We start from the raw sequence: 16,810 nt of genomic DNA on the forward strand, positions 1-16,810 counted from the left end.
CTAGGATAGGCCGTATGAGGGACTCATACCGGGCAAATCACCCGCGCGCGAGGCCCATGAGGGCAGGCATGATCTCCACTCCTTGGATCACCCCGATGTCGCCGCGCGCCGCGGCGCGCTCCCCGAAGGTCTGCACCCCGTCGGCCGACACTCCGGGACCAACGATCACCAGCGGGACGGGATCATCGGTGTGCGCCTTCTTTGCGCAGGAGGTCGAATGGTCCGCCGTCACCGCAAGGACGACGTTGCGGGGCAGATCGGGCAGCAGTCGCCCAAAGAACGCCGCGTCGATGGCTCTGATGTTCTCGAGCTTGTCCTCGAAACGACCGTCGTGCGCGGGGACGTCGGGACCCTTGATGTGGATGTACAGCCCGTCGTAGCCCTCGATCGCTTCCAGCGCGGTCTCTGCCCACGCGTTGTACTGGTCTTCGAACGTGCCGGCGCCCTTCATCGGCACCTCGATCTGCCCCATGCCGAGCACCATCGAAATTCCGCGCTCTACCGGCATCTCCACGAAGCACCCCCACTCGGCGCCGTAACGCTCCTTGAAAGATGGAGGCTGGGGCAGATGGTCTCCCCCGTCGCGTGTCAGGATGATGTTGCCGGGCATCTTGCCCACCGCGCGCCGCTTTGCGTTCACCTCACTTGCGTCCAGAACCCGGAAGGCCTGCCGCAGGTATTCGTTGGTCAAGTCCGCCGCCGCGCGCGCCGCTTCGTCGTCCTCGTGACCCGGCAACGGCCTGCACTCTTGCACGACCTCTTCAAAGGTCAGTTTCGCAACCCCGAGCGATCCCTCGCGTCCGTATGCGGGGTCGGTGTTCGTGACCTCGGCCGACAACGGTGCATCCGGCCTGCGAATGAGCAACACACCTCGATGCTCAACGGTCGCGCGCAGCTCCGCATCCGCGCCGGGCAACGTGATGGCCGCGTTTGCCTCGGCGGCCAGTTGCGCGGACTCGTCGCTGGTGAGGTTGCGCCCAACTCGACGATCGATGATCGAGCGTCCGTCGGAGTCCACAGTCGAGAAGTTGATGCGATAGGCGAGATCCCCGTCGCGCACTTCCATGCCGGATCCCAACGCCTCCATCGGGCCCCGGCCGGAGTGGTAAACGCGCGGGTCGTAGCCCAGGATCGCAAACACCGCGATGTCGGACTCCGGAGCGATGTCCTTGCCGACGGTGTAGACGATTCCGTTCCGGCCGCGCGCAGCCAGCGCGTCGAGATTCGGCGTGTATGCCGCCTCCAGCGGAGTCTTGTCCCCAAGTTGCGGAAGCGGGTCATCGCCGAGTCCGTCCAAGACGACGTAAATCACCTTGTTCATGGGTCTCCCTAGTCCTGATAGCGAATGATGAGCGCGAAGTCCTCTGCGTCCAGCGAGGCCCCGCCGACCAACGCGCCGTCTACATTCTCTTGAGCCATGATCTCGCGAATATTTCCGGGCTTGACGCTGCCGCCGTATTGGATCCGAACCACCTCGCCGTCGGCTCCGAGTCCGGAAACTTGACGGCGGATCCATCCGCACACTTGGTCGGCGTCGGACGGCTGCGCGGTCCGTCCGGTCCCGATAGCCCAGATCGGCTCGTAAGCGATTACCAATTCTGAGAGCTGAGCACCGGAGAAGCCCGCAAGCGAACCACGTACTTGCGTCGCGACCACGTCCTCGGTTTGACCCGCCTCGCGCTGCTCGAGGGTCTCGCCCACGCACACAATCGGTGTCATACCGGCGGCCACGATCGCCTTCGCCTTGAGATTGACGATCTCATCGGTCTCGGCGAAGTGCCGGCGGCGCTCGGAGTGGCCTGCGATCACGTAGCGGCACTTTAAGCGCGCGAGCATCCCGGCAGAGATCTCTCCGGTGAATGCGCCTTCGGACTCCCAATGACAGTTCTGCGCGCCGAGCGCGATCGAGGAGTCGTCTCCTTCGATCAGAGTCTGCACCGCACGCAACGCCGTGAAGGGCGGACACACGACGACCTCGACTCGATCGTGATCCTCCCGCCGCAGCATGTAGTTAACCTTCTGCGTAAGCGCGATGGCCTCGAGGTGGTTCTTGTACATCTTCCAGTTGCCGGCGATGATCGGCTTTCGCGCCATCAACGATCCCCTTCCTCGGTCGGCCGAAACGGCCGCGTCATGCTATCCGCAGCGGAACGAGTCCCGGCAACTCTTTGCCTTCCAAGAACTCGAGCATCGCTCCGCCGCCGGTGGACGCGTGGTCCACGGAACCCAGCAATCCAAACTGCTCGAGGGCGGCAATGCTGTCGCCTCCGCCCACCACGGTCTGGGCTGTGGTCGCGGCCACGGCGCGCGCCAGCCCCTTGGTTCCTTCCGCGAACTCCTCGATCTCGAAGACTCCCATCGGGCCGTTCCACAAAACTGTGCGCGCGCCGGCCACTGCGTCGGCGTACGCGGCGATCGACGATGGGCCGATGTCGTATCCCGCGAATCCCGCCGGAATCGCGTCGGCTCCGACCACCCGGGTAGCCTGCCCCGCCTCCATCTTCTCGGCGACGACGACGTCCGTCGGCAGCAAGATCCGGTCTGCGGATTGCTCCAGCAGGCGCGCGCAGTCCTGGATGCGGTCCTCCTCGACCAGGCTCGTGCCTGTCGAATAGCCCATCGCGCGAAAGAACGTGAAACACATCGCGCCGCCGATCACCAAACGATCGGCAACGCGCAGCAGATTCTCGATCACGAGCAACTTGTCGGACACTTTCGCGCCGCCGAGCACCGCCACAAGCGGATGCTCCGGGTTCTCCAACACGCGCCCAAGCACCTCGATCTCACGCTGCAGGAGGCGTCCGGCCGCCGACGGGAGCAACTCCGCAACCGCGGCCACGGAAGCGTGCGCGCGGTGGACGGCACCGAACGCATCATCGACGTAGACGTCGGCGAGCGATGCCAGCGCGCGCGCAAACTCCGGGTCGTTCTTGGTCTCTCCGGGATTGAACCGCACGTTCTCCAAGAGCACGACGGGGACGTTCGGCACTGCGCCCGGCGGCAACGGCGCCAGCGGCACCGTCGTTCCAAGCAGTTCTCCCAGGCGCACGGCGACCGGCGCCAGGGAGTACTTCAGGTTCGGCTCTCCCTTCGGACGGCCCAGATGCGCGGCGATCACGACCTGCAGCGCGCCACGGTCGAGCAGTTCCCGCAACGTGGCAAAGGACGACCGGATACGGAAATCGTCGGAGATCTCGCCGGCGGACATCGGGACGTTCAGGTCGCTGCGAAGCAGCACCCGCTTCCCGGCGACCTCCAGGCCGTCGAGCGTACGCAGGTTCATCGACTTACAGGTTCGAGCCGACCAGATTGATCAGGTCGACGAGGCGGTTGGAATAGCCCCACTCGTTGTCGTACCAGCCGACCACCTTGACCAGCGTGCCGTTGGCCATGGTCAGCTTGCCGTCCACGATGCACGAGTGCGGGTCTCCGACGATGTCGCTGGAGACGATTGGGTCCTCGGTGTAGCGAAGGATTCCCTTCAGCGGGCCGTCGGCGGCGGCCTTCTCGAAGGCCGCGTTGATCTCGTCGGCCGTCGCTTCGCGCTCAAGGATCACCACCAGGTCGGTCACGCTGCCGTCGGGAACCGGTACACGCATAGCGAACCCGTCCAGCTTGCCCTTGAGTTCGGGGATCGCGAGCGACGCAGCCTTGGCGGCTCCGGTCGAGGACGGCACGATGTTGATCGCCGAGGCGCGCGCGCGCCGCAAGTCCTTGTGCGGGAGGTCCAGCAGGTTCTGGTCGTTCGTGTAGGCGTGGATCGTGGTCATCAGGCCCTTGTCGATCCCAAAGTTGTCACGCAGGACCTTGGCCATGGGAACGACGCAGTTGGTCGTGCAACTCGCGTTGGAGATGACCGAGTGCTTCGCCGGGTCGTACTGCCCGTCGTTGACACCCAGCACCACGGTGACATCCTCACCCTTGGCCGGCGCGCTGATAATGACCTTCTTCGCTCCGCCGGTGAGGTGCTTGGCTGCATCGTCGCGGTTGGTGAACATACCGGTGGACTCGACCACGATGTCCACGCCGAGGTCTCCCCACGGCAGCGTCGCCGGATCGCGCTGCGCGAGGACCTTGATGACCTTGCCGTCGACCACGATGTCGTTGCCGTCAACGCGCACGTCGGCGTCGAGGCGCCCGTGCACCGAGTCGTACTTCAAAAGGTGCGCGAGCGTCGCGGCGTCGGTGAGATCGTTGACTGCGACGATTTCGATATCGGCGCCGCGCTTGGCGATCGCCCTGTACAAGTTGCGGCCGATGCGGCCGAAGCCGTTGATGCCAACCCTCGAAGCCATTCCGGGTCTCCCTCCTCGTAGTTCGAAACCGTAGTCAAGCCTATAGCGCCGCGCGCGGTGAAGATGAACCCCCTCGCGGTGGAAACCGGGGAGAGCCTACGATATCGGCCTCAGCGCCGCCCGAAGCCCCTCGGAAATCGCCGAACCCGCGTGCGCGCCGCGAGAAGTCCTGCCACCACTAGTGCCAGTAGGCCAGGGACAACGCCATCGGCGACGCCCGTAGCGGGCAGGGATGTGGAGCGGACGACTCGCAGATGCAGGATGTTGAATCCAGGCTTCCAGACGACCTGCTGACGGGCGGACTCGCCCGCGACGGCGAATGTCACGACGTCCCCTTCACGGCCGCACCCGGACCGCAGTTCGTCGGATAGGACGACGAAGTAGCGGAACGAAGTCGTGTCTCGCCATTTGGCCCACTCCCCGCAGACCTTGCCCCGAATGAACGCCCGCATGGCGTAGTCCGAGTCGGGCGACACGGTGTGGTCGAACGTGTATCCGCCGGAATACGCCGCGAAGTCCTTCCCGGCACGAAGGCGGAGTTCCGGCCTCTCGCCCACCTTCCATATGCCGGTGGGTTTGGCAATCTCCCCACGAACGTAAAAGGTGACCCTCGCCCCATCCGTGCCGCAGCCGGGCTTTTCGTCGGCGGAGAGGACTTCGAGCACGTAGCGCGAAGAGGCCCGGTCCCCCCAGCCCTTAGATGGTCCTGAGAATCCCCCCACCCAAAGTGACTTCCCCGAACAGTCGATGTCGCCGATCTTGGCGGTGACGGGGAGGTTGCTCGCGTACTCCCCATCGACCCACACTTCGCCCGTGAACCTGGACGCATCGGAAGACCACTCCGCAGCGGCGGGGGTTGCGAACGCCCACGTCGCCAGGATCGCGGCCGCAAGGGCCATTGAAACGGATCCGGCCCTTCGACACAGGCTCGCTCTCACGTCCCCCCCCCGGTCATGCGGTGCGATCAGGGTTGATGTGTCGTATGGCTCAGGGCTACCACGCCGCGTCTTCTCGGCCAGGAACGCTACTCCTGCGCTTGGGACATATCAACCATCGGAGCCGCCCACCGCGGCCTCTCGAACGAGACGGCGCAGGCGGTCGGCTGCGGCGGACTTGGTCACTGCCGGATCGCACAGATGCCCGAGTTCCTCAAGGCTGGCCTCGGGATTGGCGCGGCGCAACTCCGCGATCTCTCGCAAAGCAGGCGACAGCGTTTCGAGTCCGGCGCGCTCCTCAAGCACGTGAATCGCGATGAGTTGCGTTACCGCGGCGCGCGCCAGGCGGCCGGCGTTCCCAGCGTCGGCATTGGCCAGCCGTCCGGCCTCGACATGCACCGACTTCCAAACTGCCCCGGCCTCCCACTCCAGATACGCGTCGTGAGCCCCCATTGCCGCAAGCGTGGTGCCGATCCCGGCAACGTCCTTGCAGTAGACCGCCCAGCCGTGATGCTCTCGAACGCGCGCGCGCACCTCGAGCCGCTCAAGCAGTTCCGCCAGATTGTGCGCCGACTCCTGGTCGGTCGAACGGATCTCCAGGTGGGCACCCCCCCGGGGAGAATTCACCGACCCGCGGGCGAGAAAGGCGCCTCGCAAGTACGCACCCGTGCAGCACCGGCGGGAAACCAGGCGACGCGGGATGCGCGCGCCAGGGGCGCCCCGCTCATCCAAGATCCCCGCCTCAACCAGACGCTGCAAGCTCACCCCATCGGCTCGCACTGCGTACCGGGAGTGCGGGTGGCCGCGACCGGGCTCCAGTAGACGCAATTCGGCGCGCGCGCCGAGTGCCTCACCGAGCGCCGCATACAACCGGCGCGCGACACCGGCGTGCTCACTCACTGCCTCAAGGGCGAAGCGTCCGCCCCCAAGGACGTGAAACGTCCCCGCAGAGCGAAGCAACCCGGCCAGTTCCGCGCGCCGGTCACACGGCTTCGACGCGCGCACCCTGACAAGCTCGTCGCGCACGACCGCCGTCCCCGGCGATCGGTTCACCAGAGCAGCCCCTTGAGCATCGCCGCCAGCTTGGCCGGCTCGTGCGTCCCACCGGGACCGGCAAGATCGCCGCGCACCACGGGCGCGCGCACGGCAGCAAGCGCATCGTCGTCCACGCCCACGGGCCGAGGGGCGTCCACCTCCGGGCCTTCATGCACCAGGACCGCGTCCAGCCGCAAACCGGGGAAGTGCGAATGCAGTCCCGCAACGTGGCCGGCCGCATCAAGGTGAAGCGTCTCGCCGTGTTGCTCAGAAACGTTCATCACGAACGCGACACGATCGGCCTTCGTCGCAGCCTCCGCCGCCCCTCGCGGCAACAAGGCGGCCACAACGCTCGTGAACAGACTCCCCGGCCCAAGAACGACCAAATCAGCGGCGGCGAGCGCATCGGCGGCCTCCGAGTAAACGTCGGCCTCGGGCTCCATCCAGATCCGCTCCACCGGTCCTTGCGTCTTGGCAATAGCGGCCTGGCCGCGCACTTCGCAACCTCCGGTGTGCGCGCGCAAAGCCACCGACGCGATCGTGCTCGGAAGCACGACGCCTTCCGCGCCGGCCAGTTGCGCAACTTCGGTCACCGCCGCGGCGAAGTCCCCGCGCAGTTCCGCCAAAGCGGCGATCAGCAAGTTACCCAGAGGGTGGCCGTTCAGGTCACCGTCGGTAGGCGGCCGATATTGCAGCAGCGCTTCGCGCGCCTCGTCCGCAACGAGCGCAGCAATCGCCATGCGCAAGTCCCCCGGCGCCGGGATCCCCAGGTGCGCACGCAACACACCGGAAGATCCACCGTCGTCGGCCACCGTCACGACCGCCGTTACATTCGGCGTCAGCATGCGGGCGGCCCGCAGCGCGGCCGACAGCCCGTGGCCTCCCCCGACGCAGACGATGCGCGGCTGGGCGCGCACGGCGCTCATTCCCGATCCAGGTCGCGATGACGAACGGCGACCGGAAGCCCGCGCGCGCGCAACATCACGGCAAGTTCCTCTGCCAGAACGACCGACCGGTGTCGTCCTCCCGTGCACCCGATGGCCACAGTCAGGTACCGCTTGCCCTCCTCCAGGAAGCCGGGCACCAGCCCCTCGAACAACGTCTGAAGCCGGTCAAGGAGATCGGTGGTCTGGGCCTTACCGAGTACGTACTCGCGGATACGAGGATCGGTGCCTGGGAGAGGACGCAGGTTCTCTACCCAGTGCGGGTTCGGCAGATAGCGACAGTCCAGCACCATGTCGGCATCCATCGGCAAGCCGTGCTTGAAACCGAACGAAAGCACCGTTGTGCGCATCCGCTCTTCGCGGGACTGACTCGAAAAGGTCGTGACGATGCGCTCACGCAAGTTATGAACGCTGAGTTGCGAGGTGTCCACCACCAGGTCGGCAGCCTCGCGCAAGGACTCCAGCATGGCCCGCTCTTTGGTAATCCCGTCGATGACTCGATCTGCCAGCGGGTGTTTGCGCCGCTTGGCGTCGAAGCGACGGATGAGCACCTCATCGGATGCCGTCAAGAACAGAATTCGATAGTCCACTCCACGGCGAGCTAGATCCCGCAAAGCTTCGGCAAGCTGATCGAAGTATGCGCCGCCCCGGACGTCGATGACGAATGCGATGCTGCGAGGACCCTCTCCGGGCACCAGCGACAGTTCCACCATCTTGCCCATCAGCGCCGGCGGCAAGTTGTCAACGACGAAGTACCCAATGTCTTCGAGCGCGTTCGCGGCCTCGGTGCGTCCGGCCCCCGAAAGGCCCGTGACGATCGTAAAAGATGGCGCAGGAGCCTCGGACTCCTCCACGTGCGCCTGGACTTCAGCCACTCGTTTGCTCCTTCCCCGGCTCCAGCCCCTGCATCACCGCGCGCAAGCTGCGTGCGACCGGGGCCGGAACGACCTCTGCGAGTTCATCCTCGCTCGCCTGAAGAATACGGCGCACCGACCCGAATCGGCGCAGCAATCGCTTCTTGCGCTCCGGACCGACACCGGGCACCCTGTCCAGCGCGCTGTCCGTCACCGTCTTGGCGCGCAGCGCTCGGTGGTATGCCACGGCGAAACGGTGCGCCTCGTCGCGAACGTGCTGCAGCAGGTACAGCGCCTCGGTTCCGCGCGGAACGATGATGGAATCCTCCCGTCCGGGCACGAAGACCTCCTCGAACCGCTTGGCCAGCCCTACCACCGACAGGTGCTCCAGCCCGAGTTCCCGAAGGACTCCATGCGCAGCCGCCAACTGGCCCTTGCCGCCGTCAATTACGACAAGGTTCGGTGGGTAGGCGAACCTTGTCGGCTTCTCGCGCGGCTCCTCCCGCTCGCGCAACAGATTGGTGAAACGACGGCGCATGACCTCCGCCATGCTTGCGAAGTCGTCTTGGCCGGCGACATCGCGAATCTGGAAGCGGCGATAATCGCTGCGTTTTGGAAGGCCGTCTTCGAACACGACCATCGACCCGACCTTCTGAGCCGGCCCGAGGTTCGAGATGTCGTAGCACTCGATCCGAAGAGGACTCTCGGCGAGGCCGAGCGCCTGCTGCAGCGAGTTAAGTGCGGCCGCGCGCGCGGCGAAGTCGCTGCGTCGGCGCAGACGGTGCTGAGCGAATGCCTCGTCGGCGTTCTGCGTCACCGTCTCCAGGAGCGCCTTGCGATCACCGCGGTGCGGGACGCGGAAGTGGACCGGCCCTTGCCGCCGCTCGGCAAGCAACTGCGACAACACCTGGACGTCGGCCGGCTCGACCGGAACCAGGATCTCGCGCGGGATCTCTTCCTCACCCATGTACAACTCGCGCACGAAGCCCTCGACCAGTCCGGCTGCGTCGAGTTCTTCCACCTTGTCGACGACGAAACCCTTGCGTCCGACCACGCGGCCGCCGCGCACGAAGAACACCTGCAGCGCGGCTTCAACATCATCCTCGACCAGTCCAACCACATCGAAGTTCTCGGTTCGCTCCCCGACCACCGTCTGCCGTTCGACGGCGGTGCGCACGCTCGCAAGTTGATCGCGCACGCGCGCCGCGCGCTCGAACTCATGAAGTTCAGCCGCCTGGTGCATCTGCTTTTCGAGCCGGTCCAGCACCGGCTCGAAGTCGCCTTCGAGAAACCCGATCATGTCCTGCACGATCTCGCGGTGCCCGGCCGTGTCGACGTGGCCGACGCACGGTGCCGCACACTTGCCGATGTCGTACAGCAAGCAGGGGCGACCACTCCGGCGCGCGCGATCGAACACTCCTTGCGAGCAGGTGCGCATCGGAAACGTTCGCAGCACCAGATCCAGCGTCTCGCGGATCGCGTACGCGTGCGCGTAGGGCCCGAACATGCGCACGCCCGAGCGACGGCGCCCTCGCATAACGAGCGCGCGCGGGAACTCCTCGCCGACGGTGATCGCCAAGTACGGGTAGCTCTTGTCGTCGCGGTAGCGGACGTTGAACCGCGGAGCGTTGGCCTTGATTAGGTTGTACTCCAGGTGCAGCGACTCGACCTCGTTCGCGGTCACGATCCACTCGACGGCCGTCGCCTGCTCCAGCATCGACGCCGTTCGCGGGTGAAGCGCGCGCGGGTCTTGGAAGTAGTTCGACAGGCGGTTTCGCAGCGACTTCGCCTTGCCGACGTACAGCGCGCGCCCGGCCTCTTCCCTAAACAGGTAGCAGCCGGGAGCATCCGGGATCGACGGCGGTCGCTTCAGCACGTGTTCATGGTAGTCCCGCGCACCCTACGAAGAGGCCGCCAGGACCGGCGCCAGGAAGGTTCCCGTGTGCGAGCCGGGCGCGCGCGCCACGTCCTCCGGGGTTCCCTCGGCGACGATTCCGCCACCGCCGGATCCCCCTTCGGGGCCAAGGTCGATCACCCAGTCGGCCGTCTTGATCACGTCCAGGTTGTGTTCGATCACAATCACGGTGTTGCCTTGGTCCACCAACCGATGAAGAACGCCGAGCAACTTATTGATGTCCTCGAAGTGCAACCCGGTCGTCGGCTCGTCCAGGATGTAGAGCGTTCGGCCGGTCGCGCGCTTGGACAGCTCGCTCGCCAACTTCACGCGCTGGGCCTCGCCGCCCGACAGCGTGGTTGCCGGCTGGCCCACCCGCATGTACCCCAGTCCGACGTCGGTGAGGGTGCGCATGTGGCGCGCGATCACCGGAATGGCCGCGAAATGCTCAAGCGCCTGCTCGATCGACATCTCCAGCACCTGGTGGATGTTCTTGCCCTTGAATGTCACCTCGAGCGTGTCGCGGTTGAAGCGGCTCCCCTTGCAGACTTCGCACGGAACATAAACATCGGGCAGGAAGTGCATCTCGATCTTGATGGTGCCGTCGCCCGAACACGCCTCACACCGCCCGCCCTTTACGTTGAACGAGAATCGCCCCGGGAGGTAGCCGCGCACCCGTGCCTCCGGAGTCTGAGCGAACAACTTGCGGATGTGGTCGAACACGCCGATGTAGGTCGCGGGGTTCGACCGAGGCGTGCGCCCGATCGGCGCCTGATCGACGCTGACGACCTTGTCGAAGTGCTGCATGCCGGTGATCGACTTGTGCTTACCCGGCACTTCCTTGGACCGGTACAGCTTGGCCATCAGCGCGGGATGCAACGTGTCCGACAACAGCGAGGACTTGCCCGAACCGCTCACGCCGGTGATGCAAATGAAGCACCCGACGGGGAAGCGCACGTCGATGTTGCGCAAGTTGTTCTGCCGCGCGCCCTTGAGTTGCAGCCACGCGCCGCCCGGCGCGCGCCGCATCCCGGGCACCGCAATCGACCGCCGGCCGCTTAGGTACATCCCCGTCAGCGACGACTCGTGCGCGAGCAGCCCGGCGACGGGCCCGTCGTAGACGATCTCGCCCCCGTGTTCGCCGGCGCCCGGCCCGATGTCAACGATGTAGTCGGCCGTAGCAATGGTCGCCTCGTCGTGCTCGACGACGATCAATGTGTTGCCCATGTCTCGCAAGCGCACCAGCGTTTCGATGAGGCGATGGTTGTCGCGCTGGTGTAGACCGACCGAAGGCTCGTCGAGGATGTACAGGACGCCGACCAGTCCCGATCCGATCTGCGTCGCCAATCGGATGCGCTGCGCTTCGCCCCCGGCCAGCGTCGCCGCCGAGCGAGCCAGTGTGAGATAGTCCAGCCCAACGTCAAGCAAGAACCCCAAGCGCGCCGCGATCTCTTTCACCACTCGGTCTGCGATGTGGTGTTGGCGCTCGGTGAACTCCAACGTCCGCAGGAACTTGTCGGCATCGGCGATCGACAAAGCGCACAACGCAGAAATGCTTAAGTCACCGATCGTCACCGCCAGGCGCTCAGAACGCAGGCGCGCGCCCTTGCACACCGGACACGGGATCTCGCGCATGTACTGTTCGATCTTGGCGATCATGAACTCGGACTCGGCCCGTTCGTGCTGGCGCTCGAGCCAGGAGATCACGCCCTCGTAGGTCGTGTTGTACGCGCGCGTGCGGCCGTAGCGGTTGCGATAGCGCACGAAGATCTGCGCGTCCTCGGTTCCATGCAGCAGCGCGTTCTTCTGGGCGCGCGTCAGCTTGCGCCACGGGGTGTCCATCGACACACCCAGCGTCTCTGCCACGGCCTCAAGGAGCTTGTCGAAGTACTCGGTGCGCCCCGATCGCCACGGGTGCAGCGGCCGCTCCGCGAGCGGCACGTCGGGGTCCGGAACGACGAGTTCGGGATCGACCTCCAGGTGCGTACCCAGCCCGTCGCAGCGCTCGCAGGCGCCGTAGGGAGAGTTGAAGGAGAAGTGCCGCGGCTGCATCTCTTCGAACGACAATCCACAGTGCGTGCACGCCAAGTGCTGCGAGTACAGCTCGACCGTGCCGTCGTCGGTCATTTCTATGGCGACCATGCCGTCGGCAAGGCCGAGAGCCGTCTCGATGGAATCGGTGAGACGCCGCTCGATTCCGTCCTTCATCACCAGCCGGTCGACGATCACCTCGATCGAATGCTTGTAGTAGCGGTCGAGGCGGATCTTTTCGGACAAGTCGCGCACCTCGCCGTCGACGCGCGCGCGCGCAAACCCCTTTCGCGCAAGGTCGGCCAGCAGTTGCTCGTACTCCCCCTTGCGATCGCGCACCACCGGCGCCAGAACCTGGAACCGCGTCCCCGTTTCCAGCGCGCGCACTTGGTCGACGATCTGGTCGGGCGTCTGGCGCGCGATCTCGCGCCCGCACTTCGGACAGTGCGGCGTGCCGACGCGCGCGTACAGCAGTCGCAAGTAGTCGTAGATCTCGGTGACGGTGCCGACGGTAGAACGAGGGTTGTGCCCGGCCGTCTTTTGATCGATAGAGATCGCAGGCGACAGCCCGTCGATGAAATCGACATCGGGCTTGTCCATCTGGCCGAGGAACTGGCGCGCGTACGACGACAGGGACTCCACGTAGCGGCGCTGACCCTCAGCGTAGATCGTGTCGAATGCGAGCGAGGACTTACCGCTCCCCGAGATGCCGGTAAACACGATCATCGCGTCGCGGGGCAGATCCAAGTGGACGTTCTTCAAGTTGTGCTCGCGCGCGCCATGCACGACGAGCGTGCCGGCGGTCTCGGTCCGCGCGTCGCCCGGCTTCGTCACACGATCGCGACCCGAACCATCCCGTCAACGACCTCGACGTCAAAGGTCTCAAGCGGATCGGTTGCGGGACCCTGGATCGCCTCGCCGGTCAGCACATTGAAGGTGGCGGCGTGACCGGGACACTCGATGACCCCCTCGCCGATGACATCGCCCTCGCCGATCGGCTGCCGACGGTGAGTGCACTCGTTCTGCAGTGCGTAGAACCGGCCGCCCGTGTGAACGACGGCGATCTCTCTGCCGTCTACCTCGACGACACATGCCGTCTCCGGATCCACCTCGTCGGCCTTCACGGCATCAACGAACTCCGACATGCGCGCGCTCCTTCTCGTTCTCTACACTGTTTCATGCATGATAGGGAGTCCCAGGGACCCGCGCCGCCCGTCCCTCCACCTGAATCATGAGGAACCGGACTGTGGATCCAGAACTGTTCCGCGGCAGCCTTCGCCGGTTCGCGGTCGGGGTGACCGTTGTCACCTCGACCCGGGAAGACGGAGAGCCCGCCGGGATGACGGCGACGGCCTTCACCTCGGTATCCGCCGAGCCTCCGATGGTCCTTGTTTGTGTGGACGCGACCGCGCGCACCCGGGAGGCCATCGAGGGACGCGCAGCGTACGCGGTGAACATCCTGGCGGCCGACCAACGCGATGTCGCAAGCCGATTCGCATCCAAGACCGGAGCCAAGTTCGAGGGCCTGGCCTGGCGGCCGGGCAATACCGGCGTCCCGCTGATCGAGGGCGCACTGGCGGCACTGGAGTGCCGGGTCACGCGCGCCATCGAGGCGGGATCCCACTTGATCTACATCGGCGAAGTTCTGGCCTCACACTTGGGGGAAGGCGACCCACTGCTGTACTTCGAGGCCGCGTATCGTCGTCTTGCGGCGGAGTAGGCGACGCTGACCGCCCCGTCGGACCCACCAGCCCGAATGGTTCAGCCTCGTGAGCTTTAGCTCACGAGGCTGAACTTCTTCAGGATCTACGGGAACCCTCGGCGTCACCCTATCTTCACGAACTGCACAACTGAATCCAGCGGCGTGTTTCCCGCCTTATCCGTAGCAGTTAGCGTGAGCGTGTAGACACCCGAAGACAAGCCCCCAACCGGGACCGAGAACGCGAACTTCGTTGGATCGATGTCATCCTCCTCCCAAGTCACGAGCAAGGGGTTTCCATCGGTCCCCGCGAGTTCAACCATCAACGTGGAACGGGACAAGTTGTCCGTCACCGTTCCCTCGATCGTGGCCGACGCGCTTGCCGGCGTAAACACCGCCGGGCTATCCGTATCCAAGAGGATTTCAGGTTTCGTCACGTCGACCGACACAGATCGCGAACTCGAGACGGCTGAATCATTCCCGGCTGCGTCGGTCGCCACAGCCACCAGGGTCAAGGCCCCTTCCGGCGCCGCCCCTCTCACGGTCCACTTCCCGTCCACGCCGGCACTACTTGTCGCGGACTCACCGTTCGAAGAAGTCAATGCCGCAATGGTGATTCTGGCGTTAGGTTCGGAAGTTCCCGTCACATCCACAGTCTTCGAAGTCAGCCAACTACCTTGCGCAGGCGAAGAGATCACAGGTGCCTCGGGAGCCTTCGTGTCCACCGTTACCTGGACCGGGCCGCAGGCTTCTCCCGTGTTCCCCGCCGGATCCACTGCGCGAGCAGTGACATCGTATGTCGTTCCGCCGAGCGGACCGGAGCCGTCATCTACGAGAGTCTGGTTGATCGACCACTTGCCGTTGATGGCGGCTTGGCCGGCCTGCCCCTGGCTCAACGTCACGGTTGCCCCCGCCTGAGTTGTTCCCTCAAACAGCACCGACCGATCCTTCGTCAAGGTGCCGTTCGCCGGCCGGGTGATCGCACACGGCGGCGGAGTCACGTCGATCGTGAATGTCCGCAAGATGGGGTTGCCGGGGGTACCACCTTCATCGGTCTGAAGCACCGTGACGGCGTGATCTCCCGCCCCGAGGAGTCGGGAGCAACTCCAATTTCCCGACACCAAGACATGAGCCCCACAAAGCTCCGGCCCGCCATTCTCGCGAACACTAACCGTCGCACCGCGAACGCCGCTCCCGGAGAACCTAACGTCCTTCTCCGGCAGTTGCGCTCCTTCGACGGGGGAAGTAACGATCGGCGCCGGTTTACTGAGATCCACCTTGAAGGCACGTGGGCCGGAAGGGTTGGGATCCGACGCGGACGTCTTTGCGACGATGACGCGGTCACCCGCGCTGAAGGAAATGGTCCTGGACCAGACTCCCGTATTGTCCGCTACGGCTGCATCAAGAGGTTCGCCGAGTTCCCATACCGTGACCGTGGCCCCAGGTTCTGCATGGCCTTGGACGAGCACTTCACCCCTGAAATGCACCGCACCATCGGATGGAAGGTCGATGGTCGTCGACGCAGTCGCGTTGGCGACCGCCATCCCGGCCACCGTCAGCAGCGTCGCCCCCCCCGCCACGACGGCTCGCAGACGCAAGCCGGAAGATCCCCATCTGGACTTGATGCGCATTGCTCCCCCCTTAGGGCTCACCCAACTCGACACCGAACAAGCGCCTTCGGTGCGCGTATACTCCCGTTCGACGGCTTTGTGCCAGTTCCTCCTGCCGCGCTGACGCAGATTGCGACCGTGGCGCGCGCCGGGTGCCACCCACTCGGCGAAGAGGCGGCCTCCGAAAAGCTCCGAATTGTCCGGCAGAGGGTGCGGGAGAAGTCGTGCAGCCTCACCGGCCGCGAGTTGCGACGGAACGACTTGCTCGGGGATGGCGACGTCGGCGCGCGCGGCCGGTTCGATTCACTCCTCACAATGCAGTCGAAACCCGATGCCTCGCAGGGTCTGGATGTAAGGAGTCGCGAGCGGGTCCCGATCCAGCTTGCGGCGCAACCAGCTGATGTGGACGTCAAGGGTGTTCGCCCCTTCGATCGCATCGACTCCCCATACGGCGCGGGTCAGGTCCCCGCGGCGGACCGGGGCACCGCCGCCGATCATTAGAAGTCGAAGGATCTCGAACTCCTTCGGGGTCAAGTCCAGGACCTCGGATTCCCGAGTGACGCGCCGGGTTTGCGGGTCCAGCGTCAGGTCACGCGCTTGCACGACTCCGCCCTGCGGCGGTTCGCCGGAATGGACCCTCACGGCCGCGCGCAGCCGCGCAAGCAGCTCGCGCACGCTAAACGGCTTCACGATGTAGTCGTCCGCGCCGGTGTCCAAACCGAGCACGCGGTCATCCTCACCGGCGCGCGCCGTCACCATCAGGATGGGAACCGCTGACCGCGCACGGATTTCGCGCGCGACGTCGAGACCGTCGCCGTCGGGCAAAGTCAGGTCGAGCAAAATCGCATCGGGCTTCCAAGAGGCCGCAAGGGCCAGGGCCGTCGCCCCATCCCCGGCAACGCACGCGACGTCCCCTTCGCGTTCCAGAGCCCGCTGGACAAGCGCGGCCAGAGTAGAATCGTCATCCACGATGAGTACCCGCATGGCCGCATTATGACCGAGACGGCGCGCTCACGAATCGCGGCACGTCTTCCGGAGGCGCTCGCCGAGATCCGCGCGCGCGGTTTCCGCATGACCCCCCAGCGCCAACTGATCCTCGAAACGATCTACGCCGAAGAGGCGCACCTAACCGCCGAACAGATCCTTTCCTCCGTGCGCGCGCGCTTTCCCGGTGTGAACATGTCCACCGTCTATCGCAACCTCGAGATGCTCGAGCGGATGGAGATTGTCTGCCACGCCCATCTCGGGCACGCCCCCGGCGTCTACCACTCCGTCGAGCGCCGGGACCACCAACACCTGGTCTGCCGCACGTGCAGCGCCGTCGAGGAGATCAACGTCGACCCGATGATTCCGATGCGCGACGAGGTGCGCGCGCGCACCGGATTCGAGGTCGACCTGACGCACTTCGCCCTCTACGGCACCTGCGTCCACTGCCGCCCAGCCGACGCCGCTCCGCACTGACTGTCTGCTACCGTCAGCGTCCGAAACGTCCTGAATGTGATTGACGCGCGAA

Annotated in this window: 15 protein-coding genes; 2 read left to right on the forward strand and 13 right to left on the reverse strand. The window is 65.4% G+C overall.

The window, feature by feature from the left end:
• Positions 1–37: 37 nt before the first annotated feature.
• The 11 genes from WDA27_00940 to WDA27_00990 form a co-directional block, all read right to left on the reverse strand.
• Positions 38–1,321: an alkaline phosphatase family protein gene (locus WDA27_00940; protein ID MFA5889512.1), complete on the reverse strand. Its 1,284-nt coding sequence runs from the start codon at positions 1,319–1,321 to the stop codon at positions 38–40.
• An 8-nt stretch (positions 1,322–1,329) separates the two neighbouring features.
• Positions 1,330–2,094 (reverse strand): triose-phosphate isomerase, encoded by a 765-nt coding sequence (gene tpiA, locus WDA27_00945; GenBank protein MFA5889513.1) that lies wholly within the window; start codon positions 2,092–2,094, stop codon positions 1,330–1,332.
• A gap of 37 nt (positions 2,095–2,131) precedes the next feature.
• Positions 2,132–3,283: a phosphoglycerate kinase gene (locus WDA27_00950; protein MFA5889514.1), complete on the reverse strand. Its 1,152-nt coding sequence runs from the start codon at positions 3,281–3,283 to the stop codon at positions 2,132–2,134.
• A gap of 4 nt (positions 3,284–3,287) precedes the next feature.
• Positions 3,288–4,295 carry a type I glyceraldehyde-3-phosphate dehydrogenase gene (gene gap / locus WDA27_00955; protein ID MFA5889515.1) on the reverse strand — a complete coding sequence of 336 codons (1,008 nt, stop codon included), beginning with the start codon at positions 4,293–4,295 and terminating at the stop codon, positions 3,288–3,290.
• Positions 4,296–4,405: 110 nt separating this feature from the next.
• The gene (locus WDA27_00960) at positions 4,406–5,194 is read right to left on the reverse strand and encodes a hypothetical protein (GenBank protein ID MFA5889516.1); all 789 of its coding nucleotides are present in this window, start codon (positions 5,192–5,194) and stop codon (positions 4,406–4,408) included.
• 147 nt (positions 5,195–5,341) lie between these two features.
• On the reverse strand, positions 5,342–6,283 hold the full coding sequence (whiA, locus tag WDA27_00965) for a DNA-binding protein WhiA (protein ID MFA5889517.1): 942 nt from the start codon (positions 6,281–6,283) through the stop codon (positions 5,342–5,344).
• The gene (gene yvcK, locus WDA27_00970) at positions 6,280–7,191 is read right to left on the reverse strand and encodes a uridine diphosphate-N-acetylglucosamine-binding protein YvcK (GenBank protein ID MFA5889518.1); all 912 of its coding nucleotides are present in this window, start codon (positions 7,189–7,191) and stop codon (positions 6,280–6,282) included. The genes whiA and yvcK overlap by 4 nt, the downstream gene beginning before the upstream one ends.
• A complete protein-coding gene (gene rapZ / locus WDA27_00975) occupies positions 7,188–8,084 on the reverse strand; it encodes an RNase adapter RapZ (GenBank protein MFA5889519.1) in 897 nt (298 codons plus the stop codon). Before rapZ ends, yvcK begins: the two co-directional genes overlap by 4 nt.
• Positions 8,077–9,939 carry an excinuclease ABC subunit UvrC gene (uvrC, locus tag WDA27_00980; GenBank protein MFA5889520.1) on the reverse strand — a complete coding sequence of 621 codons (1,863 nt, stop codon included), beginning with the start codon at positions 9,937–9,939 and terminating at the stop codon, positions 8,077–8,079. The genes rapZ and uvrC overlap by 8 nt, the downstream gene beginning before the upstream one ends.
• A 24-nt stretch (positions 9,940–9,963) precedes the next feature.
• Entirely contained in the window at positions 9,964–12,822 is a 2,859-nt protein-coding gene (gene uvrA / locus WDA27_00985; protein ID MFA5889521.1) for an excinuclease ABC subunit UvrA, read from the reverse strand.
• Entirely contained in the window at positions 12,819–13,133 is a 315-nt protein-coding gene (locus WDA27_00990) for a Rieske 2Fe-2S domain-containing protein (GenBank protein MFA5889522.1), read from the reverse strand. Before WDA27_00990 ends, uvrA begins: the two co-directional genes overlap by 4 nt.
• Before the next feature lie 101 nt (positions 13,134–13,234).
• Between WDA27_00990 and WDA27_00995 the strand changes: the two genes are divergently transcribed.
• Positions 13,235–13,708 (forward strand): flavin reductase family protein, encoded by a 474-nt coding sequence (locus WDA27_00995; protein MFA5889523.1) that lies wholly within the window; start codon positions 13,235–13,237, stop codon positions 13,706–13,708.
• Between the two features lie 104 nt (positions 13,709–13,812).
• Here the strand turns inward: WDA27_00995 and WDA27_01000 are convergent, their stop codons facing one another.
• Both WDA27_01000 and WDA27_01005 read right to left on the reverse strand, forming a co-directional pair.
• Entirely contained in the window at positions 13,813–15,318 is a 1,506-nt protein-coding gene (locus tag WDA27_01000) for an Ig-like domain-containing protein (protein ID MFA5889524.1), read from the reverse strand.
• A gap of 282 nt (positions 15,319–15,600) precedes the next feature.
• Positions 15,601–16,281 (reverse strand): response regulator transcription factor, encoded by a 681-nt coding sequence (locus tag WDA27_01005; protein MFA5889525.1) that lies wholly within the window; start codon positions 16,279–16,281, stop codon positions 15,601–15,603.
• Positions 16,282–16,290: 9 nt separating this feature from the next.
• Here WDA27_01005 and WDA27_01010 point away from each other — a divergent pair, with 9 nt between their 5' ends.
• Positions 16,291–16,758, forward strand: a complete 468-nt coding sequence (locus tag WDA27_01010; GenBank protein ID MFA5889526.1) for a transcriptional repressor — start codon at positions 16,291–16,293, stop codon at positions 16,756–16,758.
• Positions 16,759–16,810 lie beyond the last annotated feature (52 nt).

This window comes from Actinomycetota bacterium, assembly GCA_041658565.1.
Classification (GTDB): Bacteria; Actinomycetota; AC-67; order AC-67; family AC-67; genus JBAZZY01.

Bases quoted from the DNA above. Each gene is read 5' to 3' on its own strand.
- WDA27_00950 (MFA5889514.1), bottom strand. From the start codon at position 3,283: ATGAACCTGCGTACGCTCGACGGCCTGGAGGTCGCCGGGAAGCGGGTG.
- WDA27_01005 (MFA5889525.1), bottom strand. From the start codon at position 16,281: ATGCGGGTACTCATCGTGGATGACGATTCTACTCTGGCCGCGCTTGTC.
- WDA27_01010 (MFA5889526.1), top strand. From the start codon at position 16,291: ATGACCGAGACGGCGCGCTCACGAATCGCGGCACGTCTTCCGGAGGCG.
- WDA27_00940 (MFA5889512.1), bottom strand. From the start codon at position 1,321: ATGAACAAGGTGATTTACGTCGTCTTGGACGGACTCGGCGATGACCCG.
- tpiA (MFA5889513.1), bottom strand. From the start codon at position 2,094: ATGGCGCGAAAGCCGATCATCGCCGGCAACTGGAAGATGTACAAGAAC.
- gap (MFA5889515.1), bottom strand. From the start codon at position 4,295: ATGGCTTCGAGGGTTGGCATCAACGGCTTCGGCCGCATCGGCCGCAAC.
- WDA27_01000 (MFA5889524.1), bottom strand. From the start codon at position 15,318: ATGCGCATCAAGTCCAGATGGGGATCTTCCGGCTTGCGTCTGCGAGCC.
- WDA27_00990 (MFA5889522.1), bottom strand. From the start codon at position 13,133: ATGTCGGAGTTCGTTGATGCCGTGAAGGCCGACGAGGTGGATCCGGAG.
- yvcK (MFA5889518.1), bottom strand. From the start codon at position 7,191: ATGAGCGCCGTGCGCGCCCAGCCGCGCATCGTCTGCGTCGGGGGAGGC.
- WDA27_00960 (MFA5889516.1), bottom strand. From the start codon at position 5,194: ATGGCCCTTGCGGCCGCGATCCTGGCGACGTGGGCGTTCGCAACCCCC.